General features: G+C 72.3%; 27 protein-coding genes and 2 pseudogenes. 11 read left to right on the top strand and 18 right to left on the bottom strand.

Translation table 11 applies throughout. From position 1 onward, the window contains the following. A pseudogene (locus VFV89_RS03260) lies at positions 1–283 on the top strand (hypothetical protein); the annotation flags it as partial. Here the strand turns inward: VFV89_RS03260 and VFV89_RS03255 are convergent. After that, positions 261–539 carry a hypothetical protein gene (locus VFV89_RS03255; protein ID WP_329704464.1) on the bottom strand — a complete coding sequence of 93 codons (279 nt, stop codon included), beginning with the start codon at positions 537–539 and terminating at the stop codon, positions 261–263. The pseudogene VFV89_RS03260 and the gene VFV89_RS03255 sit on opposite strands and share 23 nt — an antisense overlap. A 100-nt stretch (positions 540–639) precedes the next feature. Here VFV89_RS03255 and VFV89_RS03250 point away from each other — a divergent pair, with 100 nt between their 5' ends. Both VFV89_RS03250 and VFV89_RS03245 read left to right on the top strand, forming a co-directional pair. After that, the gene (locus VFV89_RS03250; protein WP_329704463.1) at positions 640–1,020 is read left to right on the top strand and encodes a hypothetical protein; all 381 of its coding nucleotides are present in this window, start codon (positions 640–642) and stop codon (positions 1,018–1,020) included. 9 nt (positions 1,021–1,029) lie between these two features. Then, positions 1,030–1,668, top strand: coding sequence for a VWA domain-containing protein (locus tag VFV89_RS03245; protein WP_329704462.1), 639 nt, complete (start codon positions 1,030–1,032; stop codon positions 1,666–1,668). Position 1,669: 1 nt separating this feature from the next. Here VFV89_RS03245 and VFV89_RS03240 read toward each other — a convergent pair whose 3' ends face one another. The 6 genes from VFV89_RS03240 to miaA form a co-directional block, all read right to left on the bottom strand. Next, a complete protein-coding gene (locus tag VFV89_RS03240) occupies positions 1,670–2,446 on the bottom strand; it encodes an SDR family NAD(P)-dependent oxidoreductase (protein ID WP_329704461.1) in 777 nt (258 codons plus the stop codon). A 30-nt stretch (positions 2,447–2,476) separates the two neighbouring features. Continuing rightward, a complete protein-coding gene (gene dapF / locus VFV89_RS03235) occupies positions 2,477–3,310 on the bottom strand; it encodes a diaminopimelate epimerase (RefSeq protein WP_329704460.1) in 834 nt (277 codons plus the stop codon). Positions 3,311–3,317: 7 nt separating this feature from the next. Beyond that, positions 3,318–3,968 (bottom strand): MSMEG_1061 family FMN-dependent PPOX-type flavoprotein, encoded by a 651-nt coding sequence (locus VFV89_RS03230; protein ID WP_329704459.1) that lies wholly within the window; start codon positions 3,966–3,968, stop codon positions 3,318–3,320. Between the two features lie 157 nt (positions 3,969–4,125). Beyond that, entirely contained in the window at positions 4,126–4,674 is a 549-nt protein-coding gene (locus VFV89_RS03225; RefSeq protein WP_329704458.1) for a dihydrofolate reductase family protein, read from the bottom strand. Next, positions 4,671–5,612 carry a helix-turn-helix transcriptional regulator gene (locus VFV89_RS03220; RefSeq protein WP_329704457.1) on the bottom strand — a complete coding sequence of 314 codons (942 nt, stop codon included), beginning with the start codon at positions 5,610–5,612 and terminating at the stop codon, positions 4,671–4,673. Before VFV89_RS03220 ends, VFV89_RS03225 begins: the two co-directional genes overlap by 4 nt. Positions 5,613–5,659: 47 nt before the next feature. Beyond that, positions 5,660–6,583 (bottom strand): tRNA (adenosine(37)-N6)-dimethylallyltransferase MiaA, encoded by a 924-nt coding sequence (gene miaA, locus VFV89_RS03215; RefSeq protein WP_329704456.1) that lies wholly within the window; start codon positions 6,581–6,583, stop codon positions 5,660–5,662. A 59-nt stretch (positions 6,584–6,642) separates the two neighbouring features. Here miaA and VFV89_RS03210 point away from each other — a divergent pair, with 59 nt between their 5' ends. The 4 genes from VFV89_RS03210 to VFV89_RS03195 all read left to right on the top strand — a co-directional run bounded on the left by VFV89_RS03210 (position 6,643) and on the right by VFV89_RS03195 (position 8,067). Then, a complete protein-coding gene (locus VFV89_RS03210; RefSeq protein ID WP_329704455.1) occupies positions 6,643–6,846 on the top strand; it encodes an antitoxin in 204 nt (67 codons plus the stop codon). A 121-nt stretch (positions 6,847–6,967) separates the two neighbouring features. Beyond that, entirely contained in the window at positions 6,968–7,468 is a 501-nt protein-coding gene (locus VFV89_RS03205; RefSeq protein WP_329704454.1) for an NUDIX domain-containing protein, read from the top strand. Next, positions 7,461–7,754 (top strand): hypothetical protein, encoded by a 294-nt coding sequence (locus VFV89_RS03200; RefSeq protein WP_329704453.1) that lies wholly within the window; start codon positions 7,461–7,463, stop codon positions 7,752–7,754. The genes VFV89_RS03205 and VFV89_RS03200 overlap by 8 nt, the downstream gene beginning before the upstream one ends. A gap of 16 nt (positions 7,755–7,770) precedes the next feature. Beyond that, positions 7,771–8,067: a hypothetical protein gene (locus tag VFV89_RS03195; protein WP_329704452.1), complete on the top strand. Its 297-nt coding sequence runs from the start codon at positions 7,771–7,773 to the stop codon at positions 8,065–8,067. 131 nt (positions 8,068–8,198) lie between these two features. Here the strand turns inward: VFV89_RS03195 and miaB are convergent, their stop codons facing one another. Further along, positions 8,199–9,671, bottom strand: a complete 1,473-nt coding sequence (gene miaB / locus VFV89_RS03190; protein WP_329704451.1) for a tRNA (N6-isopentenyl adenosine(37)-C2)-methylthiotransferase MiaB — start codon at positions 9,669–9,671, stop codon at positions 8,199–8,201. 47 nt (positions 9,672–9,718) lie between these two features. Here miaB and VFV89_RS03185 point away from each other — a divergent pair, with 47 nt between their 5' ends. Further along, positions 9,719–10,084, top strand: a complete 366-nt coding sequence (locus VFV89_RS03185; protein ID WP_329704450.1) for a hypothetical protein — start codon at positions 9,719–9,721, stop codon at positions 10,082–10,084. A 3-nt stretch (positions 10,085–10,087) separates the two neighbouring features. Here VFV89_RS03185 and VFV89_RS03180 read toward each other — a convergent pair whose 3' ends face one another. From VFV89_RS03180 to VFV89_RS03165, 4 genes are all read right to left on the bottom strand, one after another. After that, complete coding sequence (locus VFV89_RS03180; RefSeq protein ID WP_329704449.1) at positions 10,088–10,585, bottom strand: hotdog fold domain-containing protein; 498 nt, start codon at positions 10,583–10,585, stop codon at positions 10,088–10,090. Between the two features lie 33 nt (positions 10,586–10,618). After that, positions 10,619–10,870, bottom strand: coding sequence for a metal-sensitive transcriptional regulator (locus tag VFV89_RS03175; RefSeq protein WP_329704466.1), 252 nt, complete (start codon positions 10,868–10,870; stop codon positions 10,619–10,621). Between the two features lie 135 nt (positions 10,871–11,005). Beyond that, entirely contained in the window at positions 11,006–11,386 is a 381-nt protein-coding gene (locus VFV89_RS03170; RefSeq protein ID WP_329704448.1) for a VOC family protein, read from the bottom strand. Beyond that, complete coding sequence (locus VFV89_RS03165) at positions 11,383–12,153, bottom strand: trans-aconitate 2-methyltransferase (protein ID WP_329704447.1); 771 nt, start codon at positions 12,151–12,153, stop codon at positions 11,383–11,385. Before VFV89_RS03165 ends, VFV89_RS03170 begins: the two co-directional genes overlap by 4 nt. Positions 12,154–12,250: 97 nt before the next feature. Here VFV89_RS03165 and VFV89_RS03160 point away from each other — a divergent pair, with 97 nt between their 5' ends. Together VFV89_RS03160 and VFV89_RS03155 are read left to right on the top strand one after the other, a co-directional pair. Further along, on the top strand, positions 12,251–13,060 hold the full coding sequence (locus tag VFV89_RS03160; RefSeq protein ID WP_329704446.1) for an alpha/beta hydrolase: 810 nt from the start codon (positions 12,251–12,253) through the stop codon (positions 13,058–13,060). A 45-nt stretch (positions 13,061–13,105) separates the two neighbouring features. Then, positions 13,106–13,606 carry a MarR family winged helix-turn-helix transcriptional regulator gene (locus VFV89_RS03155; protein ID WP_329704445.1) on the top strand — a complete coding sequence of 167 codons (501 nt, stop codon included), beginning with the start codon at positions 13,106–13,108 and terminating at the stop codon, positions 13,604–13,606. Position 13,607: 1 nt separating this feature from the next. On the opposite strand, the gene VFV89_RS03150 is transcribed toward VFV89_RS03155, so the two are convergent. From VFV89_RS03150 to rsmI, 6 genes are all read right to left on the bottom strand, one after another. Continuing rightward, entirely contained in the window at positions 13,608–15,449 is a 1,842-nt protein-coding gene (locus VFV89_RS03150) for an ABC-F family ATP-binding cassette domain-containing protein (RefSeq protein ID WP_329704444.1), read from the bottom strand. Then, a complete protein-coding gene (locus VFV89_RS03145) occupies positions 15,442–16,344 on the bottom strand; it encodes a 4-(cytidine 5'-diphospho)-2-C-methyl-D-erythritol kinase (protein ID WP_329704443.1) in 903 nt (300 codons plus the stop codon). Before VFV89_RS03145 ends, VFV89_RS03150 begins: the two co-directional genes overlap by 8 nt. After that, complete coding sequence (rsmA, locus tag VFV89_RS03140; protein WP_329704442.1) at positions 16,341–17,207, bottom strand: 16S rRNA (adenine(1518)-N(6)/adenine(1519)-N(6))-dimethyltransferase RsmA; 867 nt, start codon at positions 17,205–17,207, stop codon at positions 16,341–16,343. Before rsmA ends, VFV89_RS03145 begins: the two co-directional genes overlap by 4 nt. A 70-nt stretch (positions 17,208–17,277) precedes the next feature. Then, positions 17,278–17,880, bottom strand: coding sequence for a resuscitation-promoting factor (locus VFV89_RS03135; protein ID WP_329704441.1), 603 nt, complete (start codon positions 17,878–17,880; stop codon positions 17,278–17,280). Between the two features lie 135 nt (positions 17,881–18,015). Continuing rightward, entirely contained in the window at positions 18,016–18,843 is an 828-nt protein-coding gene (locus VFV89_RS03130; protein ID WP_329704440.1) for a TatD family hydrolase, read from the bottom strand. Beyond that, on the bottom strand, positions 18,840–19,682 hold the full coding sequence (rsmI, locus tag VFV89_RS03125; protein WP_329704465.1) for a 16S rRNA (cytidine(1402)-2'-O)-methyltransferase: 843 nt from the start codon (positions 19,680–19,682) through the stop codon (positions 18,840–18,842). The genes VFV89_RS03130 and rsmI overlap by 4 nt, the downstream gene beginning before the upstream one ends. Positions 19,683–20,641: 959 nt before the next feature. On the opposite strand from rsmI, the pseudogene VFV89_RS03120 reads away from it, so the two are divergent. Continuing rightward, positions 20,642–20,842: pseudogene (locus tag VFV89_RS03120) on the top strand (phospholipid carrier-dependent glycosyltransferase); the annotation flags it as partial.

Raw genomic sequence — 20,842 nt, 5'->3', positions numbered from 1 at the left:
CAACTACCTGCTCCTCGACGAGCCGCGCTGGCACGCCGTCCGCCGCGAGTGCGACGCGGTCTGGCACCTCGTGTGCGACGAGGAGACGCGGATCGAGCGGCTCGTGCAGCGGCACAACGACTCCGGCAAGGACCCCGCCCACGCCCGCGAATGGGTCCTGCGCGTCGACCAGCCGAACGCCGACCTGGTCGAGGCGGCCGCCGCTCGAGCGGGTGCTGCGGACGAGGTGCTGGACCTCACGGACTGGTCGGGCGCAATCCTCAGCTCGGCTCGAGGGGGTTGACGATCCGGACCCCCCGGAGCTGAGAGCCAGTTGCCAGGTCGTCGCGGATCCAGGTCCGCTCGCCACTGTCGCGCCCGAGGGCATGCGCGTCGGCCACGGCCTCGATCGAGGCGAAGACGTCGTCGGGCCGGGTGTCATCGGCGTAACGGCGCAGCGCCTCGGCCAGCATCGCGTTGACCGACTCGCCGTGCTGTGCGGCTCGAGCCCGGGCGCGCTTCAGGGTCTCGGCGTCGACGGTGATGCGCAGGTTGGGCACGGGATCTGTGTAGCACCCCTGCAGCCCGAACGGGGGCGTCAGCAAAATCTGCGGGATCGCATAATTTGCGTATCCGCAGTTTATGCGGCACACTGGTCGCATGGCACCCGATCCGAAGGCTCTCGACGACATCCGCATGGCCCTGGCACAAGCCGTGGGCAAGGACGCCGACGAGGCCCTCCCCCACCTGCGGGAGGCGGCCGACCGGCTGACCGCGCTCATCGACGAGTCGATGGCCGAGGCGCTGTTGTCGGGCAAGGTGTCGATGCGCGCGGCCGGGGCGGCGGCCGGGCTGAGCGAGAACGCCGTGCCACCCCGCCTGGCCCGCACCCGGACCCTCGGCGCCTACGCCAACGAGGACGGCCGGGTGACGGCCGCCGGAGTCGAGCGGGCCAAGTACGACCACGAGTCCGGGACCCCGAAGCCCGCGCCCGCTCCCGCAGCCGCACCGATGCGGTTCAAACCACGCCGACGGACCTAGGAGGCCGACATGACGCGTTCTGACCTGACCCACCTCTACTTCCTGCTCGACCGCTCCGGCTCGATGCAGTCGATCAAGTCAGACATCGAGGGCGGCTTCGCGGCCTTCGTCGAGGAGCAGCAGCGCGGCGTCGGCGAGTGCCGGGCCACGCTGGCGCAGTTCGACGACGTCTACGAGGTGGTCTACGCCGACCGGCCGATCGCCGACGTACCGTCGCTCGACCTCCAGCCGCGCAACATGACCGCGCTGCACGACGCGATGGGCAGGCTGATCACCGACGCCGGCCAGAGGCTCGCGGCCATGAAGGAGGACGAGCGGCCCGGGACGGTGATCGTCGCGATCATGACCGACGGGATGGAGAACGCCAGCAAGGAGTGGACCGCCGCCTCGATCAGCTCACTGGTGCGCCAGCAGAGCAACGTCTTCGGCTGGACGTTCATGTACATGGGCGCCGACCAGGACGCGATCGAGGTCGGCGAGTCGCTCGGCATCGCCCGCGACCACGCGGTGACCTACAGCCGCTCGAAGAGCGCGGCCGCGATGGCCACCGCCTCCGGCAAGATCGCCAAGCTGCGCGAGGCGCGGGTAGCGGCTCCTGCGGCGCAGATGGAGGCGTTCACCGACGAGGAGCGCACCGCCCTGGAGTGACCTACTTCGGCGGCATCCGGATGCCGCCGTCGACGCGGACCACCTCGGCGTTCATGTAGGAGTTGGTGAGGCACTCGACCACCATCGAGGCGAGCTCGTCGGGGACGCCGAGCCGCTTCGGGAACAGCACGCTCTCCCCCAGCTTGGCCTTGAACGCCTCGGCCTCGGGCCCCTCACCGTAGATCGGGGTGTCGATCAACCCGGGTGCGATCGTGTTGAGCCGGATGCCGGACGCCGAGAGGTCGCGGGCCACCGGCAGGGTCATGCCGACCACGCCGCCCTTGGACGCGCTGTAGGACGCCTGGCCGATCTGTCCGTCGAAGGCGGCCACGCTCGCGAGGTTGACGATCGCGCCGCGCTGGCCGTCCTCGTCGGGCTCGTTGCGGCTCATGATCGTCGCGGCCTGGCGGGTCATGTCGAAGGTGCCGATCAGGTTGATCTCGACGACCCTCCGGAACGCGTCGAGGTCGTGGGCGGACTCGATCTGGCCGTCGCGGCCGATGGTCCGCTGCGCCCAGCCGATGCCGGCGGAGTTGACCACGGCGCGCAGCGGCGCGATCTCGGCGGCGGCGTTGACGGCGGCGGTGATCTGCTCGGTCTTGGTCACGTCGACCTGGGCGAAGACACCCTTGATCTCGGCGGCCAGCGCCTCGCCCTTGTCGGCCTGCACGTCCGCGACCACGACGGTGGCGCCCCTGGCGGCGAGCCGACGGGCACAGGCCGCACCGATCCCGGAGGCGGCGCCGGTGACGATGGCGGTCGATCCACTGATCTCCATGGCCGGGGAGCCTAGTAGCGGGTGGTCGCCCTACAGGTCGGTGGTCCCGCTCGCCACGACCACAGCCGGACCGGTGAGCAGGATCCGGTCGTCAGCGGTCCAGGTGACGGTGAGCGTGCCGCCCGGCACGTCGACCCGGTAGGCCACGTCGCTCTGCCCATCACCGGCTCCCGGTCGGTCGTGGTGGGCCACCGCGGTGGCGACCATGGCAGCGCAGGCGCCGGTGCCGCACGACCGCGTCTCGCCGGAGCCCCGCTCGTGGACGCGCATCGCGATGTGCCGCTCGCCACGGCGTACGACGAACTCGACGTTGACGCCGTCGGGGAAGACCGCCGGGTCGTGGCGCGGCGGCTCGAGCAGCGGGCCGGGCTCCTCGAGCCGGGACACGAAGGCCACCGCATGCGGGTTGCCCATGTCGACGTGGCGGGCCGCCCACGTGATGCCGTCCGCGATCACCGTCGTGTCACCGAGCACCGTGGGCGTGCCCATGTCGGCGGTGATCAGGTCACCGTCGACGGTGAGGGTCTTGACGCCGTCGCGGGTGTCGACGCGGATCGGTGTCGCCGGGTCGGCGAGGCCGGTGTCGACGAGGTAGCGCACGAACAGCCTGATGCCGTTGCCGCACATCTCCGACAGGGACCCGTCGGCGTTGCGGTAGTCCATGAACCACTCGGCGCCGGGGCCGGAGGCGCGGACCACCCGCAGCACCCCGTCACCGCCGATCCCGGCCCGCCGGTCGCAGAGCGCCCGGACCCGTTCGGCGAGCTCCTCGGCGGACCGGCCGCCGTGGATCGAGCCGTCGAGGTCGGGCAGGAGGACGAAGTCGTTCTCCGTGCCGTGCCCCTTGAGGAACGGGTAGGTCACCGGGTGCTCACCGGGTGTAGAGCCCTCCGGCGTAGTTGTCCGGGTCGTAGTAGGCGTCGAGCTCGGCGAGCGGCGTCCCGCGGCGCTCCATCTGCTGCGCGACCACCGCGCGGCGCGGGACGATGGCCTCGGGGTCCCACGTCTCCGGCTTCCACAGCCCGGACCGGAGGAACGCCTTGGCGCAGTGGAAGAAGATCGTGTCGATGTCGACGACCAGGGCCAGGACCGGCCGGTGGCCCTTGACCACCATCTCGTCGAAGAACGGCGCGTCGCTCACCAGCCGGGCCCGGCCGTTGATCCGCAGCGTGTCACCGCGACCGGGGATGAAGAAGTTCAGCCCGACGTGCGGGTTGCTGAGGATGTTGCGGTAGCCGTCGGCCCGGCGGTTCCCGGGACGCTCGGCGACCGCGATCGTGGTGTCGTCGATGACGTGCACCAGCGCGCCCGCCGGGTCGCCCTTCGGGGAGGCGTCGCAGTTGCCGTCCGCGTCGGAGGTGGCCAGGACGCAGAACGGCGTCGCGGCCAGCCAGTCGCGGTCGATGCCGGTCAGCGCGGACCGCTCCTTGGCGGTCACCGGGCCGGTCGCCTCCCCGAGGATCTCCACCAGCTGTTCCACGGTGTCGACTGTCGTGAAGGTCTGCGGCTCGGTCGTGGTCACCGCCCCAGCGTAGGGGCGGCAGACTCCGGTCGCCCCTCAGTTGTGACCTACGACGCCCGCCGTCGGCGCCTGGACGACGGTGAGGGCGAGGGCTGCGGTGGTCAGGGTGACGATCGGGCCCGAGAACATGCCGCTGGTGGTACCCGCACGTGCGGGTTCAAGCGGCGCGGGGGCCGACCACCTCGTAGCGCGCCGCGATGAACGCCTTGTTCCGGTGCACCTCGGCCAGCCGGAAGTCGAAGCGCCTCGGGAACAGCGGCCGCCCGGCGCCCAGCGTGACCGGGGCGATGTAGCAGATCACCTCGTCGAGCCGGCCGGCCTCGGCGAACTGCGCCGCGAGGTCACCGCCCCCGACCACCCACAGGTCCTTGCCGCCGGCCGCCTCGATCATCTGGTCGTGCAGCGGCGCCACGTCGCCCTGGGCGAACCGGAGGTCGGCGCCCTCGACCCGGCGGTGCTCGCGGTGGCTGACCACCCACGTGGGCACGTCGTACATCCAGGGCTCGCCCTTGTCGACGTGGTTCGCCAGGATCCACTCATAGGTCGTCGCGCCCATCACGATCGCGCCGATGTCCTTGATGAACGCGTCGTAGTTGAGCGGCCCCTGCTCGTCCTGCTCCTGGACGAACAGCCAGTCGAGGGAGTCGTGCTCGTCGGCGAGGAAGCCGTCCAGCGTCATCGCGGTGTAGTAGGTCGTGCGGGTCATCGCTTCATCCAGTTGAGCGGGTCACCGGAGAGTGCGGGCGAGTCGAGCGGCTCCCCGGCGAACAGGCCGTCCTCGACCAGGAGCTGGCGGACCAGCGTGCGCCGGGCGGCGGAGAAGGTCAGCACGTGCGCGACGATGCCGGCGAGCACGAAGCTCTCCGGCGGGTCGCAGAGGGCGTCGACGACACGGTCGGCCCACGCGTCGCGCCGGTCGATGTCGCGCACGACGGCCAGCCACGCGGCCGCCGCGTCCTCGAACCGCTCGACCAGCGACGCGACATCGTCCGGCTCCCGGTCCGGGTAGTCGGCTCCGGTGATCGACGCGACCCAGACCTCCTTGGTGAAGACCAGCCGCTCGAGCAGCTGGGCCAGCGACCGCTCGGGCCGCTCGAACACCGTCACCTGACGCGCCGGCAGCCGCGGCTCGCGGTAGCGCTCGTCGGGCAGCTGCTTGGCCGCGTCGAGCAGCACCCTGGTGTCGTCGACGTCGTGCTGGAGCATCAGGGTGGTGACGCCGGCGCCCCCGCTCGGTCGGCCGGGCTCGGCCTCGACCCAGAGCGAGAACGGCGGATGGAAGTGGATCCCGTTCGGCGCGGCCAGCCAGTGCGCCGTACGGCCCTGGTCCTTCAGCGCGCTCGGCGGATGGCCGTAGGCGCGAGTGAACGCCCGGCTGAAGCCCTCGACCGACTCATAGCCCGCCTCGAACGCCGTGTCCGTGACCGACGCGCCCTGGAGCAGCTGCCAGGCTGCGCGCTCCAGCAGCACCCGGCGCTTCATCGCCACCGGTGGCTCGCCGGCGCCGCGGGAGAGCTGGCGGCTGAAGTGGAAGGGCGAGGAGTAGGCGTCGCCCGCCATCTCGACGAGGCTGCGGTTGTCGTCGTCGAGCACCGCGTCCAGCAGCTCCCTGAGCCGGTCCCGCCCCTTGTAGTCCTCGCTCACGGGTCCAGTCTGGCCTCGCGCGCCGGCCACCGCCCGACCGAACTTGCTCACACCTCGCGGACCGCTGCGAGCGCCTTCTCGACCAGGTCCGGGTCGTCGTACCTGATCCATACGATGCGCGGGTCCTTGCGGAACCACGAGTCCTGCCGGCGGGCGAACCGCCGGGTCGCCTGCGCCGTGCGCTCGCGCGCCTCGTCCTCGGTGAGCTCGCCCCGGAGGTGGGCGACGACCTCCCGGTAGCCGATGGCCCGCGGTGCGGTGCGCCCCTCGGCCAGGCCGTGGTCGAGCAGGTGCCGGACCTCCTCGACGAAGCCGCTGGTGAACATGGCGTCGACCCGGGCGGCGATGCGCTTGTCGAGCGTCTCGCGGTCGATGTCGACGCCGATCTGGACGGTGTGCGGGTCGGCGTACTCGAGGACCGGGAGGGTCGCGCCGAACGGCTTGCCGGTGAGCTCGCCCACCTCGAGGGCGCGGACGATGCGCCGCCCGTTGTCGGGCAGGATCTGCGCGGCCGCCTCGGGGTCGCGCTCCGCGAGCAGCCGGTGCAGCGCCGGGGCACCCCGCTGCTCGAGCTCGCGCTCCCACCGGGCGCGCACAGTCTCGTCGGTGCCGGGGAAGTCGAACCGGTCCAGGATCGCTCGGGTGTAGAGCGCCGAGCCGCCGACGAGGACCGGCGTCGCCCCCTTCGCCCGGAGTCGCTCGATCACGTCGCGGGCCCAGCGCTGGAACTCCGCCACGGTGGCCGGCTCACGCACCGTGAGGGTGTCGAGGAGGTGGTGCGGGATGCCGCGGCGCTGGCTGGGTGGGAGCTTGGCGGTGCCCAGGTCCATGCCCCGGTAGACCTGCATCGCGTCGGTGTTGACGACCTCCCCGTGGAGGCGCTCGGCCAGGTCGAGCGAGAGGCCGGTCTTGCCCGACGCGGTCGCACCGACCACGGCCACGACGGGGACCGTGGCCGGAGGGGCTGCCATGTGGCTAGTGTGGCAAGGCCGCGGGGTCACTCGGGCCCCGCACGACCTCAGGAGCAGTCATGGGCTTCCTCGACGACGCCAAGGACAAGCTGAGCGACGCGGTCGACGATCACGGCGACCAGATCGCAGATGGGATCGACAAGGCCGCGGGGATCGCCGAGGACAAGACCGGCGGCAGGTTCGACGACAAGATCGACGCGGGTGCCGACAAGCTCAAGGACGGGCTGGACTCCCTCGACGGCAAGGACGACGACATTCCGTGAGCTCGAGCGACGCGCCAGAGTCCGCAGACGTGCCACCGATCCACGAGGAGCCGACGCAGTCCGAGGCCGAGGCCGCCGTCCAGGAGGAGAACGCCGGGACCTCGCTCGACCAGCCGTCGCAGTGACGCTCGACCGGTTCGTCGTCGTCCCGGCGGCGTACGTCTTCCTGCTGCGGGACGGCGCTCCCGCTGCTGGAGGTGGCGAGCCGGAGGTGCTGCTGCAGCTGCGGCAGAACACCGGCTTCATGGACGACCACTGGGCGGCCGCCGCGGCCGGTCACGTGGAGAAGGGAGAGACGGCGTACGACGCCGCGCGTCGCGAGGCCCGCGAGGAGATCGACGTCGGCGACCTCGTGCTGGAGTTCGTGACCGCGATGCAGCGCACCCGCGGTGGCGAGCCGATCGACGAGCGGATCGACTTCTTCTTCAGCACCCGCACGTGGTCGGGCACGCCGCGCATCGTCGAGCCGCAGAAGTGCGCGGCGCTGGAGTGGTTCCCGCTCTCGGCACTGCCGGACCCGGTGGTACCGCACGAGCTGGCCGTGCTGCGGGGCATGATCGACGGCGGGGTCGCGCCGTACACGACCTTCGGATTTCCGAGCCCGGGAGGCATCGATGAGTGACGACCAGCCCACGCAGACCGGCGACCTGGGCGAGATGCCGGACCCGGAGGCCGAGCCGGGCGAGCCGAACCCGGGCGGGGCCGACGCGCTGCCCGACGACGACGAGAGCATCCCGGCCGACCTGGGACTCGACACCAACCCCGCCGTCGACGAGTCGCCCGACCCGCTCAAGGAGGTGCTCTCCGAGGGGGAGGACACCGAGACCGAGGCAACCAGGTCGGGGGGCGGCGACTCCGGTGACCCCGGCGACCCCGGCGACTCCGGCGACAAGGAGTCCCCGGCTTAGCGGGTACCGCTTCATCATGAGCGGACACGAGCACGACACCGACATCCGCGACTCGACGCCGAACTCCACCGGTCCCGAACGGGCCGCCGGCGGCATGGGCGTCAGCAGCGAGCGGGTCGGCCACACCGGCCCGGGCCAGGTGGCCACCGACGGCGTGCGGGACACCTCGGCGCCGGAGGTCGGCCCTGACACCCCGCCCGAGCAGGCGCCGGGCGCGGTGGAGGTGCAGCCGGAGGGCATCGAGCCTGCTGCCGGCTACCCCAGCCTGGACCCGCGATCGCAGGACAAGCCGTACAAGGACGCGGAGAAGTAGGCGACGCCCGGTCGCGGGTGGTTGGGTCCGCTGCAGCCCGGGGGAGTCACCGGATATCCGGTGACCCCTGAGCTTCTGTGCCGAGATCTCGGCACAGAAGCGGATGGGTCGCTACAGAACCCCTGTCGCGGTCATCGACAGCTCGGAGCATCAGCCAGCGGCGCCGGTACGCCGACCGCCGGCATCCCCAGCACGACGCCGGCAGGCGCCGGCTCGCGGGTCCGCGCCTCCCAGGCGTCGCCGCTGCGGGTCCGGCGTACGACGACCGGGCCATCGGCCACCAGGTGGTGCGGGGCCGCGTAGGTGACCTCGACGGTGGCCACGTCGCCCGGACGGACCTCGGCTGTGGCTGACCCTCGGGAGGGCGCGGTGAAGTGCACGAGCCGGTTGTCGGGCGCGCGGCCGGAGAGCCGGTGGGTCACGGCGTCCTTGCGGCCCTCGCCCTCGGCGACCATGACGTCGAGGCGGCGCCCGACCTGCAACTTGTTCTCCTCCCACGCGATGTCGTTGACCAGCGCGACCAGCCGCTCGTAGCGGTCGGCCACGGTGGCCGGGTCCACCTGGTCGGGCAGGGTCGCGGCGGGGGTGCCGGGCCGCTTGGAGTACTGGAAGGTGAAGGCGCCGCTGAACCGCGCCTGCTCGACGACCGCGAGCGTCTGCAGGAAGTCGTCCTCGGTCTCGCCCGGGAAGCCGACGATGATGTCAGTGGTGATCGCGGCGTCCGGGATGGCGGCGCGGACCCGGTCGATGATGCCGAGGTACTTCTCCTGGCGGTAGCTGCGCCGCATCGCCCGCAGCACCCGGTCCGATCCGGACTGCAGCGGCATGTGCAGGCTCGGCATCACGTTGTGGGTCTCGGCCATCGCCGCGATGACATCGTCGGTGAACTCCGCCGGGTGCGGACTGGTGAACCGCACGCGCTCGAGGCCATCGACGTCGCCGCAGGCCCGCAGCAGCCTGGAGAAGGCCTGACGGTCGCCGAACTCCACGCCGTAGGCGTTGACGTTCTGCCCGAGCAGCGTGATCTCGCTGACGCCCTCGGCGACCAGGGCCTCGATCTCGCTGAGGATCTCGCCGGGCCGGCGGTCCTTCTCCTTGCCCCGGAGGCTGGGGACGATGCAGAACGTGCAGGTGTTGTTGCAGCCCACGCTGACCGACACCCACGCGGCGTACGCCGACTCGCGGCGAGTCGGGAGCGTCGAGGGGAAGACCTCGAGCGACTCGAGGATCTCGACCTGAGCCTCGTCGTTGACGCGCGCCCGCTCGAGCAGCGCCGGGAGCGACCCGAGGTTGTGGGTCCCGAACACCACGTCGACCCAGGGCGCCTTCTCGGTGATCGTCGCGCGGTCCTTCTGGGCCAGGCACCCGCCAACGGCGATCTGCATGCCCGGCCGCGCGGCCTTCTTGGGAGCGAGGTGGCCGAGGTTGCCGTAGAGCTTGTTGTCGGCGTTCTCGCGGACCGCACATGTGTTGAGGACGACGACGTCCGCGTCCTCACCCTCGGACGCCCGGACGTAGCCCGCGTGCTCCAGCAGCCCACTGAGCCGCTCGGAGTCGTGGACGTTCATCTGGCACCCGTAGGTGCGGACCTCGTAGGTACGCATGACCGGTCAAGGGTAGGCGCGGGCCACCGCCACGCCATACTTCACGCATGAGGGGTCGGTGGTCGATCGGGTCTAGCAGCTCGGTGCTCTCGCTCTGGTCGGACCACTCGTTCCTGTCGATCGGGTCGGTGGGCTCGTGCGCCAGCATCGGCAGCGTCGGGTCGTTCGCGTCGGCGTTCTCGATCGGCTCCTCGCAGAGCCTCGGGTCGTGGCTTTCGCACCAAAGCACGGGCTCGGTCCTGTCGCACCAGAGCGACGGGTCGGTACTCTCCAGCCAGGCGACCCGGGCGCTGCTCGGGCGGCGTACGGACGGAAAGCTGCCCACGGGGTCGGTGGTCGCCATCGGTGGGCTGTCGGCGGCCGCGGCCGCTGCGCACCTGTGCTTCTGGGGCTGGCGGCGCCGCCGGGGCTGAGCCTCAGCCCTCGGCAGAGGCGGCGACCTCCACCGCGGACTTCTTGTCCGTCACCCACAGGTTGATGACTCCGTCGATGACGACGGTGCCGTCGGAGGCGACGCCGCGCACCCGCACGGGCAGGTCGGGGTCGGGCGAGGTCCACTGCTCCGCGTCGGTCTCGGCGATGCAGGTGATGTCGCCGACCGCCTTGGCGGTGTAGGAGACCGTCATCCCCTTCGGGATCCACCGCCGGCCGGGCGGGATGGTGGCCTCGGCGAGCGCCCCCATCGCGGCCTCCAGGCCGTTGCAGAGCGCGATCGCGTGCACGGTCCCGAGGTGGTTGTGCACCCGCCGCCGGTCGCGGACGACCAGCTCGGCGTGGTTGGGCTCGATGACGGTGAACCGCGGGCGGACCGAGGAGAAGTACGGCGCCTTCCGCGCGAACGCGAGGGAGAACACCCGGGCGCCCACCACCGGGATCGACGTGCACGTGCGCCACAGCGAGAGGACCTGGGTCATGACGCCACGTTACTCGTCAGTAGGAATCGGCTCCTAGGCCAGGGACAGGAAGAACCGCTCGAGCTGGTCGAGGTCCTCCTCGCTGACCTCGCCGGCCCGGGCCGCCTGGCGCAGCTCGTTGGCGATGATCGCGAAGCCGGCGCGGTCGAGCGCACGAGAGACCGCCTTGAGCTGGTTGACGATCTCCTGGAGGTCCCGGCCCTCCTCGAGCATCCGCAGCACACCCGAGAGCTGTCCCTGCGCCCGCTTGATCCGGTTCACGACCTGGGTCGTGCCGTTGGACATCGGCGTTGCTGCCTGAGTCACACCGCATCACTCCCCCCGAGTAGACGCCAGGCCCTACGGACGTTCTCGCTCGGGACAACGTCCTGTCAACCTGACGGTTACGAAAATCTGCGGCGTCCCGGCGTCCCTTGGCGCTCAGCCCAGCAGCTCGACCCGGTTGCCGTGGCCGTCGCGGACGTGCACGCGCCGGTGGCCGGGGAAGGTGGCCCACTCGCTGAAGTCCACGACGTACCCCATCCGCTCCAGCCGGGCGGCCGTCCGCTCCAGCAGCTCGACCGAGTCGAGCAGCAGCGCCGGGTGCGCCTTGCCGGCCGGGGCGAACGGCTCCTCGACACCGACGTGCAGCTCGGCGAAGACCGCACCCTCCGCGTCATAGGCCCGGAACCAGGCACCGCCGCGGCCGGCCAGCTCCGCCGGCTTGTCGACCTCGGTCAGCCCGAGCCCCTCGGCATAGAACCGCCGCACCTCGGCCTCGCCGCCCCGTGGGCAGCAGACCTGCACGTGGTGCAGCCTCACGGCCGGTGCGCCACTGCGAACACCCGGCGGAACGGCAGCAGCACGGTGCCGTCGTCGCGGACCGGGTACGCCGCGGCGAGGCGGCGCCGGAACTCGCTCTCGAAGCGGGCCCGCAGGTCGTCGGGGAGCGCCTGCAGCGTGGGCCGGGCGCCGGTCCCCGAGACCCAGGTGAAGACCGGGTCGGGTCCGCGCAGGACGTGGGTGTAGGTCGTCTCCCACACGTCGACGGCGCAGCCGGCCGCGGCCAGGACGTCGTAGTAGACGGCGGAGTCGTGCGAGCTGGGCACCGCGACGCCGGCGGTGTACGGCGCGTAGTCGGCCTCGGCCGCGAGCTCGCGCCGGATGGTGTGGCTGGGCTCGTCGAAGTTGCCCGGCACCTGGAAGGCGAACCAGCCGCCCGGGGCCAGCGCGCCGACCAGGTCCGGCAGCCGCTCGAGGTGGTCGGGCACCCACTGGAGGGTCGCGTTGGACACCAGCACGTCGACGGGTCGTTCGGGTCGCCAGTCGCGCAGGTCGGCCACGGCGTAGTCCACGGTCTGGCCGAGCCCCGTCGCCTTCTCGATCATCTCCGGGCTCGAGTCGAGCCCCACGACGTGTGCGTCCGGCCAGCGCTCGGCGAGCAGAACGGTCAGGTTGCCGGGACCGCAGCCCAGGTCGACGACCTCGCGCGGTGCCGGTGCCGCGATGCGCGCGACGAGCTCGACGAACGGCCGGCCCCGCTCGTCGGCGTAGGCCAGGTAACGGTCCGGGTCCCAGGTGTGTACCACGTCCGGCTCCTCACTATCTTGATGTCGAGATAGTTTCCTTCGAGCGATCTCTTGATGTCAAGATAGTTGTCGGCCCGCCCGGCACTAGGCTCCGGCCATGACGGACTTCCCCGCCACGATCGTGGGCGACGGACCCGCGCTCCTCTGCCTCCACGGCGGTCCCGGGATGTCGGACTACCTGCCCATGCTCGGCGACGAGACCGACGGCTGGCGCCGGATCGGCTACACCCAGCGCGGACTGGCCCCGTCGGTCACCGACGGGCCGTTCACCGTGGCCCAGCACGTCGCCGACGCCGTGACCGTCCTCGACGACCTCGGCATCGACGACGCTGTCGTGCTCGGCCACAGCTGGGGCGGCTTCCTGGCGGCGTGCCTGGCGATGGCTCACCCCGAACGGGTCCGTGGGCTGTTGTTGGTCGATCCGCTGGGGATCGTGGGCGACGGAGGCTACGACCGGTTCGAGGCCGCGATGCAGGCGCGTACGCCGGAGGAGGTCCGCGAGAAGGCCGAGGAACTGGACCGGCGCGCGATGGCCGGGGAGGGCACCGAGGCCGACGCGCTGGAGTCGCTCCGGCTGGTGTGGCCGGCATACTTCGACGATCCCCGGACCGCGCCCCCGATGCCCGACGACATCCGGCTGTCGGTGCGTGGCTACAGCGAGACCTTCGAGGACCTCAAGAAGCTCACGAGCTCGGGCGAGCTGCCCGGCCGGGCGGCGGCGTACGGCGGACCGGTGGAGGTGCTCTACGGGTTGGGCAGCCCGATGCCCGTCGAGTCGGCCATCGAGACCGCGACGGCGTTCCCGCGCGGCAGCGCGACCGGGGTGCCGGCCGCCGGCCACCTCCCGTGGCTCGAGCAGCCGGGCTGCGTGGCCGACGCGCTGGTACGGCTGGCCACGCTGCTCTGAGCCTGTCTTGACATCAAGAATCTCGACCACGGCTAGGCTGTCCGCATGCGGGACGAGGTCGACGAGCTCACCGAGGCGTGGGCGCGGGAGCGACCCGACCTCGACCTCGGCCCCGTCGCCGTGTTCAGCCGGATCTCGCGGCTGGCCCGCCACCTCGACCTGGCCCGGCGCGCGGCGTTCACCGCGCACGCGATCGAGTCCTGGGAGTTCGACGTGCTGGCCGCGCTGCGCCGCGCCGGGGCGCCCTACGAGCTCTCCCCCGGGCGGCTGCTGCGCGCCACGCTCGTCACCAGCGGCACCATGACCAACCGGATCGACCGGCTCGCCGACCGCGGCTACGTCGAGCGGCACCCCGACCCCGACGACCGGCGAGGTGTGATCGTGCGGCTGACCCGCGAGGGCAAGACCGCGGTCGACGACGCGTTCACCGAGCTCATCGAGGCCGAGAAGGCGCTGCTCGCGGAGCTGCCGACGGGCCAGCAGAAGGAGCTCGCCGGGCTGCTCCGCCGGCTGATGACGCCGTTCGAGGACGCCCGGTCGGGCTGAGCTACTCCAGCACCTCGGCGGCCTCGAGCCACTCGTGCTCCAGCGCGTCGCGCTCGGCCGCGACCGCGTCGAGCTCGGCGCTCAGCTCGGCGAGCCGCTCGTAGTCCTGGCCGGCCGCGACGATCGCGGCGTTCAGCTCCACCTCCCGGGCCGCCACCCGCTCGAGCCGCCGGTCGATCCGCGCAAGCGTCTTCCTCGCCCCCCGCTCCTCCGCGCTCCCCTTCGCCGCCTTCGTTGATTCCGGACTTCCGCCGGTCGAATCGGCACTTCCGCCGGTCGAGTCGAACGAATCAACCGGCGGAACTCCGGATTCGACCGGCGGAAGTCCGGAATCAACGTGGCGGCGCTCGAGGTACTCCTCCACGCCGCGTGGGAGCAGGGAGATCTGGCCGTCGTCGAGCAGGGCCCAGACGGTGTCGACGGTGCGCTCGAGGAAGTAGCGGTCGTGGGAGACCACGACCAGGGTGCCGGGCCAGTCGTCGAGGAAGTCCTCCACGACGGTGAGGGTCTCGATGTCGAGGTCGTTGGTCGGCTCGTCGAGGAGGAGCACGTTGGGCTCGCTGAGGAGGAGCCGGAGCAGCTGGAACCGGCGCCGCTCGCCACCGGAGAGGTCGCCGAGCCGGGCGGTGAGCTTGTCGCCGGTGAAGCCGAACCGCTCCAGCATCGCGGTCGCGGTGATCTCGCCGTCGGCGGTGCGGGTGACCCGGCGGACCGACTCCACGGTGTCCAGGACCCGCGCCTCGGGATCGACCTCGTCGACGTGCTGGCTCAGGTGCTGCAGCGACACCGTGCGGCCGTGGCGGACCCGGCCGGCGGAGGGCGCGAGCTCGCCGGCGAGCAGGTTGAGCACCGAGGTCTTCCCGGCGCCGTTCACGCCGACCAGGCCGACCCGGTCGCCCGGCCCGAGCCGCCACGTCGCGTGCGAGAGCAGCACGCGGTCACCGCGCACCAGGTCGACGTCCTCCATGTCGATGACGTCCTTGCCCAGCCGCTGGCTGGCGAACCGCTGCAGCTCGAGGCGGTCCCGCGGCGCCGGGACGTCGTCGATGAGCGCGTTGGCGGCGTCGATGCGGAACTTGGGCTTCGACGTGCGCGCCGGAGGCCCACGTCGGAGCCAGGCCAGCTCCTTGCGGACCAGGTTGCGCCGGCGCAGCTCGGAGGCGGCGGCCTGCCGCTGCCGCTCGGCCTGGGCGAGGACGTACGCCGCGTAGCCGCCCTCGTAGACGTCGACGGCACCGTCATGGACCTCCCAGGTCCACTGGCTGATCTCGTCGAGGAACCAGCGGTCGTGGGTGACCACGACCAGCGCCGAGGTACGCCGGGCCAGGTGGTCGGCGAGCCAGGCCACCGCCTCGACGTCGAGGTGGTTGGTCGGCTCGTCGAGGACGACGAGGTCGTGGTCGCCCAGGAGGAGGGCCGCCAGCGAGCAGCGGCGCCGCTCGCCACCGGACAGGCCGACGACCGCACGGTCCAGCGTGACACCCGCGAGCAGCACCTCGACGACCTCGCGGGTGCGTGGGTCGGCTGCCCACTCGTGGTCGGAGCGCCCGGCCAGCACCGCCTCGCGGACGGTGTGGGTGTCCACCAGCTCGTCGTGCTGGCGCAGGTGACCGATCAGAAGGCCGCGCTGCTGCGAGACCCGGCCGGAGTCGGGCTCCACGAGCCCGGTCAACACGTTCAGCAGCGTGGTCTTGCCGTCGCCGTTGCGGCCGACGACACCGACCCGATCGCCGGCGCCGACGCCCAGCGACACCCCGGCGAGCAGCGGGCGGACGCCGTAGGACTTGGAGACTCGCTCGAGGTTGACCAGGTTGCGAGCGGCGCGCGGGTTCTCCCTAGGCATAGGTGACCACGTGGGCGCCCGCGACCGGGCCGTTGGCGACCAGGACGACGTCGTGGTGCGCCGAGAGCCGCCCGGCCACGTTGCGTGCCGCGTCGGCGTCGTCGGCCAGGAACAGGCAGGTCGGCCCGGACCCGGACACGATGCCACGCAGGGCGCCGGCGCGCCGGCCCTTCTCGAGCAGGTCGGCCAGGTCGGGCCGCAGGTCGAGCGCGGCCTCCTGGAGGTCGTTGTGCAGCGCCCCGGCCAGCCGCTCCGGGTCGCCGGTGGCGAGGGCGGCCAGCGTGGTGTCCGCATCCGGCGGCTCGACCGGCGCGTCCGGGTGGATCTCGTCGAAACGCCGGTAGACCGCGGGCGTGGACAGCCCCTGGGCGGACGGTACGACGACCCACCACCAGGTCGACGGGTCGGCCACCGGCTCCACGAGCTCACCGCGTCCGGTGCCGAGCGCCGTACCGCCCAGCAGCGCGAACGGCACGTCGCTCCCCAGCTCGGCCGCCAGCGCGAGCAGGTCGTCATCGGGGGTCTCGAGGTGCCACAGGCGGTCCAGCGCGACCAGGGCGGCGGCCGCGTCGGCCGAGCCGCCGGCCATCCCGCCGGCGACGGGGATCGCCTTGGTCACCGACACGGCGGCCCGCGCGGGGATGCCGTGGCGGCGGGCGAGCAGCCGGCCGGCCCGGTCGACGATGTTGTCGCCGGTGACCGGCACGTCGTCGGCGTCCATCCAGTCGGGCACGGTCACGCCGAGGGTCCATCCCGGGGACGGCGCGGCCGTGACGTCGTCGCAGAGGCCGACGGCCTGGTAGACGGTCACCAGCGGGTGGAACCCGTCGTCTCGCGGGGCGCCGACACCGAGATGGAGGTTGATCTTGGCCGGCGCGCGGACGGTGACCGTCATCCGCCGGCCTCGGCGAGGGCCTCGGCGATCCGCGCGAACGTCGTCACGTCGAGCACCTCGCCACGCGAGGCGGGGTCGACGCCCGCCGCTCTGAGTGCGTCCTCGGCCCGCTGGGCCGAGCCGGCCAGGCCGGCGAGCGCACCGCGCAGGGTCTTGCGCCGCTGTGCGAACGCCGCGTCGACGACCGCGAAGACCTGCGCGCGGCCCGCGCTGGTGGCCGGCGGTTCGCGCCGCGACCACGCCACCAGCCCGGAGTCCACGTTGGGAGCCGGCCAGAACACGGTGCGCCCGACGGCACCCGCGCGACGTACGTCGGCGAACCACGCGGCCTTCACCGACGGGACGCCGTAGGTCCGGGAGCCCGGACCCGCGGCGAGCCGGTCGGCGACCTCGGACTGGACCATCACCAGCCCCCTCTCGAGCGAGGGCAGGACGGTGAGCAGGTGCAGGAGCACCGGGACCGAGACGTTGTAGGGCAGGTTCGCCACCAGCGCCGTGGGCGGCGGGCCCGGTATGCCGTCGATGCGCAGCGCGTCGGCGTGGACCACCTCGCAGCGGTCGGCGCGGTCCGGGGCGTGCTCGGCCACGGTGGCCGGCAACCGGCCCGCCAGCACGTCGTCGACCTCGACGGCCACCACCCGGTCGGCCACCTCGAGCAGCGCCAGGGTGAGCGAGCCGAGCCCGGGCCCGACCTCGACGACCACGTCGTCGGGGCCGACCCCGGACTCACGAACGATGCGACGCACGGTGTTGGCGTCGATGACGAAGTTCTGCCCGCGCTGCTTGGTCGGCCGCAGGTCCAGCTCGGCTGCGATCCGGCGTACGTCGGCCGCACCGAGCAGCCGCACGCCGTCCGTGGTCACCCAGCGCACGTTAGTCGCGCGGCCGTGAGACCTCGGCCGAGTTTCGTGGAGCGACTCGGCGTGGCGCGGGCTACGTGGGCAGCCCGAGCTTGGCGGCACACGCCGGCCAGGCGCCGTAGCCGCCCGAGGCGTCGCGCAGCTTGGTCGCGATGGCGATCTGGGTCTCGCGGCTATGCTGGCTCGGCAGCCCGGTGCCGCCGTAGGCGTGCCAGGTGCCGAGGCTGAACTGCAGCCCGCCGTAGTAGCCGTTGCCGGTGTTGATGTGCCAGTTGCCGCCGGACTCACAGTTGGCGAGCCGGTCCCAGACGCCGTTCGGGATCTTGGTCCCGACCCGGACCACCTTGGGCCGCGGCTTCTTGAGGACGTCCTGGCTCAGCACCCGCTTGGAGGCGAGCTTGCCGTTCTCGAAGACGAGCATGTAGGTCACGTTGCGGACCCCGGGCTTGCCCTTCCGGACCAGCTTGGTCTCGCCGGCGTTCATCGACTTGTCCTTCTTCTCGACGACCGGCGCGGCGAACTTCTGGTGCGGGACGAACTTCTGCTTGGTCTTGATCGAGGTGAAGTCTGCGTCGCGCGTCATCGCCTGGGCCGGGGCCGCGACGAGGGTCCCGGCACCTGCGAGGACGACCGCTGCGACGACTCCCCCGACTGCTGGGACGACCGCTGCACGCATGCCGGCGAGGCTCTTGAGCTTCCGTGTCTGCGTATGCACGGGGCACGAATACACCAGTGTTCAACGACCGAATGCAAACCCTCGGGGCCGCTTGTGACCAGGTTCATCGGGTTTGTCAAGAGATCCAGGGCAGGCTCACCAGGGTCCGCCGAAAGCGGTTTCGGTGTTGGTCTCGATCGCCGCGCACAGCCGCTCGAGGTCGTCTTTTCGCAGGTCAGCGAGGGTGCGGACGGTGTGCGGCACGAGGTAGGAGGCGTTGGTCCGGCCGCGGTGGGGCATCGGCGTGAGGTAGGGCGCATCGGTCTCGACAAGAATTTTGTCGATCGGGACGATCCGGGCGGCATCCCGGACGGATCCGGCGTTCTTGAACGTCACCGTCCCGGCGAAGCTGAGGTGCGCCCCGCGGTCCAGGCAGGCCCGTGCGAACCCGGCGTCGCCGGAGTAGCAGTGCATCACCCAGCGCTCCGGCGGCCCCTCGTCGTCGACGACGCGCAGCACCTCGTCATGGGCGTCGCGGTCGTGGATCACCAGGGTCTTGTCGAGGCGCTTGGCCAGTTCGATGTGGCGCCGGAACGACTCCTCCTGGATCGCGCGGCCCTCGGCGCCCGTGCGGTAGGTGTCGAGCCCGGTCTCTCCCACAGCTCGGACCTTGTCGTGCGCCTGCGCCAGCCGCTCGATCTCGGCCAGCGCCGCGTCGAGGTCGGGCAGCCGGGGCGCCTCGTTGGGGTGGATGGCGACGCCGGCGACCAGGGCGTCGTACGTCGCCGCGGCCTCGACCGCCCACCGGGCGCCGGACAGGTCACAGCCGATCTGGACGATGCGCGGCACTCCCACGGCGGCTGCCGCGGCCAGCGCCTCCGCCACGGGCAGTGGCGCCTCGCCACCACGCCCCATGTCGAGGTGGCAGTGGTTGTCGACCACCGGGTGCGGCAGCGGCTCGGGTGCGGGTGGTCGCACGATCACGTGCCGTGCACCAGCGCGTAGACGTGCCGCTTGGGCACCCCGGCCGACCGGGCAACCTCCACGATCGCCTCCTTGCGGGCCATCCCGGCGGCCTCGCGGGCGGCCACCGCGGCGCGGAGGCCCTCGTCGTCGGCCGGTACGCCGGCGGCGGGGTCGGCGCCCGCCACCACGATGGTCACCTCGCCGCGGACCCCGTCGGCGGCCCACGCGGCCAGCTCGGTCAGGGCCCCGCGGCGTACTTCCTCGTGGGTCTTGGTGAGCTCGCGGCACACCGCCGCGCTGCGCTCGTCACCCCAGGTCTCGGCCATCGCCTCGAGCGTCGCCGCCGTGCGATGCGGCGCCTCGAAGAAGACCATGGTCCGCTCCTCGCCGGTCAGCGCGGCCAGCCGTCGACGCCGCTCGCCGGCCTTGCGGGGCAGGAACCCCTCGAAGCAGAACCGGTCCACCGGCAGCCCGGACACCGCGAGTGCGGCCAGCACCGCCGACGGGCCGGGCACGGTCGTGACGGGTACGCCGGCCGCGACCGCTGCCACCACGAGCCGGTAGCCGGGGTCGGAGACACTCGGCATCCCCGCGTCGGTGACCAGGAGCACCCGGTGGCCCGCCACGAGCTCCTCGAGCAGCGCCGGCGTGCGCTGGGACTCGTTGCCCTCGAAGTAGGACACCACCCGGCCGGTGACGGTGACACCCAGCTCGGCGGTGAGCCGCCGCAGCCGCCGGGTGTCCTCGGCCGCCACCACGTCGGCCTCGGCCAGCTCCCGCGCCAGCCGGGGTGGGGCGTCCTCGACCCGCCCGATCGGCGTGGCCGCGAGCACGAGCGTCCCCGGTGCGTCGGCCATGCCCTCGATCATCGCAGCCACCACGGCCACCACGGTGGCTGAGGTGCGAGGCGCCCCAGCGCCGAGCCTCGAAGCCAGGCGAGCCGGGGCTGAGACCCGCCCGGGTGCCTACCCTGCGGAGGTCTCGACAGGCTCGACCAGCGGGGCCACCACGGTGGCTGAGGTGCGAGGCGCCCCAGCGCCGAGCCTCGAAGCCAGGCGACCCGGGGCTGGGACCCACCCAGGTGCCTTCGCTGCGGAGGTCTCGACAGGCTCGACCAGCGGCGGGCCCGCGGATGCCTTCCTTGCGGAGGTCTCGACAGGCTCGACCAGCGGGGCCACCACGGTGGCTGAGGTGCGAGGCGCCCCAGCGCCGAGCCTCGAAGCCCGGCGACCCGGGGCTGGGACCCACCCAGGTGCCTTCGCTGCGGAGGTCTCGACAGTCTCGACCAGCGGGCCACCACGGTGGCTGAGGTGCGAGGCGCCCCAGCGCCGAGCCTCGAAGCCAGGCGAGCCGAGGCTGGGACCCACGTCGGTGCCTTCGCTGCGGAGGTCTCGACAGGCTCGACCAGCGGGGGGCCAGCGGATGCCTCCTTGTGGAGGTCTCGACAGGCTCGACCAGCGGCGGGCCAGCGGATGCCTACCCTGCGGAGGTCTCGACAGGCTCGACCAGCGGCGGGCCAGCGGATGCCTACCCTGCGGAGGTCTCGACAGGCTTGACCAACGGAGCCACCACGGTGGCTGAGGTGCGAGGCGCCCCAGCGCCGCGCCTCGAAGCCAGGCGAGCCGGGGCTGGGACCCACCCAGGTGCCTTCCTTGCGGAGGTCTCGACAGGCTCGACCAGCGGTGCACCGGTAGGTGCCTATCCTGCGGGTGCTTCGAGGCTCGGCCGCGAACGGCGGCCTGGCACCTCAGCCACCGTGCGCGGCCCGTTTTGCGCCTCGGTCATCGGCGAGGCCGGCCCCGTACAGTTGCGCGACGTGACAACCGCGCCGACGCTCGAGCAGGAGAGCCTGTCGTCGGACGTTGCCGGACGGCGATTGCCCACCGCGTGGGAGCGGGCCCGGAAGCGGGTGGACCTCGAGGACCCGGTGGTCGGGTGGACGGCGAGCCTCGGGCTCACGCTGCTCTCGCTGTTCCTGAGGCTGTGGAAGCTCGGGACGCCGAAGCTGTTCGAGTTC

The sequence above is a fragment of the Nocardioides sp. genome (genome assembly GCF_036274455.1).
In the GTDB taxonomy this organism is placed as follows: domain Bacteria; phylum Actinomycetota; class Actinomycetes; order Propionibacteriales; family Nocardioidaceae; genus Nocardioides.
This window is presented reverse-complemented; position numbering and strand designations above follow the sequence as displayed.

Excerpts from the sequence above, each read along its gene's own strand:
- VFV89_RS03225 (WP_329704458.1), bottom strand. The coding sequence starts at position 4,674 with ATGACCCGCACGACCTACTACACCGCGATGACGCTGGACGGCTTCCTC.
- VFV89_RS03180 (WP_329704449.1), bottom strand. The coding sequence starts at position 10,585 with ATGACCCAGGTCCTCTCGCTGTGGCGCACGTGCACGTCGATCCCGGTG.
- VFV89_RS03210 (WP_329704455.1), top strand. The coding sequence starts at position 6,643 with ATGGGCTTCCTCGACGACGCCAAGGACAAGCTGAGCGACGCGGTCGAC.
- VFV89_RS03145 (WP_329704443.1), bottom strand. The coding sequence starts at position 16,344 with ATGACGGTCACCGTCCGCGCGCCGGCCAAGATCAACCTCCATCTCGGT.
- VFV89_RS03155 (WP_329704445.1), top strand. The coding sequence starts at position 13,106 with ATGCGGGACGAGGTCGACGAGCTCACCGAGGCGTGGGCGCGGGAGCGA.
- rsmI (WP_329704465.1), bottom strand. The coding sequence starts at position 19,682 with ATGGCCGACGCACCGGGGACGCTCGTGCTCGCGGCCACGCCGATCGGG.
- VFV89_RS03185 (WP_329704450.1), top strand. The coding sequence starts at position 9,719 with ATGAGGGGTCGGTGGTCGATCGGGTCTAGCAGCTCGGTGCTCTCGCTC.
- VFV89_RS03195 (WP_329704452.1), top strand. The coding sequence starts at position 7,771 with ATGAGCGGACACGAGCACGACACCGACATCCGCGACTCGACGCCGAAC.
- miaA (WP_329704456.1), bottom strand. The coding sequence starts at position 6,583 with ATGGCAGCCCCTCCGGCCACGGTCCCCGTCGTGGCCGTGGTCGGTGCG.
- VFV89_RS03240 (WP_329704461.1), bottom strand. The coding sequence starts at position 2,446 with ATGGAGATCAGTGGATCGACCGCCATCGTCACCGGCGCCGCCTCCGGG.
- VFV89_RS03200 (WP_329704453.1), top strand. The coding sequence starts at position 7,461 with ATGAGTGACGACCAGCCCACGCAGACCGGCGACCTGGGCGAGATGCCG.
- VFV89_RS03135 (WP_329704441.1), bottom strand. The coding sequence starts at position 17,880 with ATGCGTGCAGCGGTCGTCCCAGCAGTCGGGGGAGTCGTCGCAGCGGTC.
- VFV89_RS03150 (WP_329704444.1), bottom strand. The coding sequence starts at position 15,449 with ATGCCTAGGGAGAACCCGCGCGCCGCTCGCAACCTGGTCAACCTCGAG.
- miaB (WP_329704451.1), bottom strand. The coding sequence starts at position 9,671 with ATGCGTACCTACGAGGTCCGCACCTACGGGTGCCAGATGAACGTCCAC.
- VFV89_RS03245 (WP_329704462.1), top strand. The coding sequence starts at position 1,030 with ATGACGCGTTCTGACCTGACCCACCTCTACTTCCTGCTCGACCGCTCC.
- VFV89_RS03250 (WP_329704463.1), top strand. The coding sequence starts at position 640 with ATGGCACCCGATCCGAAGGCTCTCGACGACATCCGCATGGCCCTGGCA.
- VFV89_RS03175 (WP_329704466.1), bottom strand. The coding sequence starts at position 10,870 with ATGTCCAACGGCACGACCCAGGTCGTGAACCGGATCAAGCGGGCGCAG.
- VFV89_RS03160 (WP_329704446.1), top strand. The coding sequence starts at position 12,251 with ATGACGGACTTCCCCGCCACGATCGTGGGCGACGGACCCGCGCTCCTC.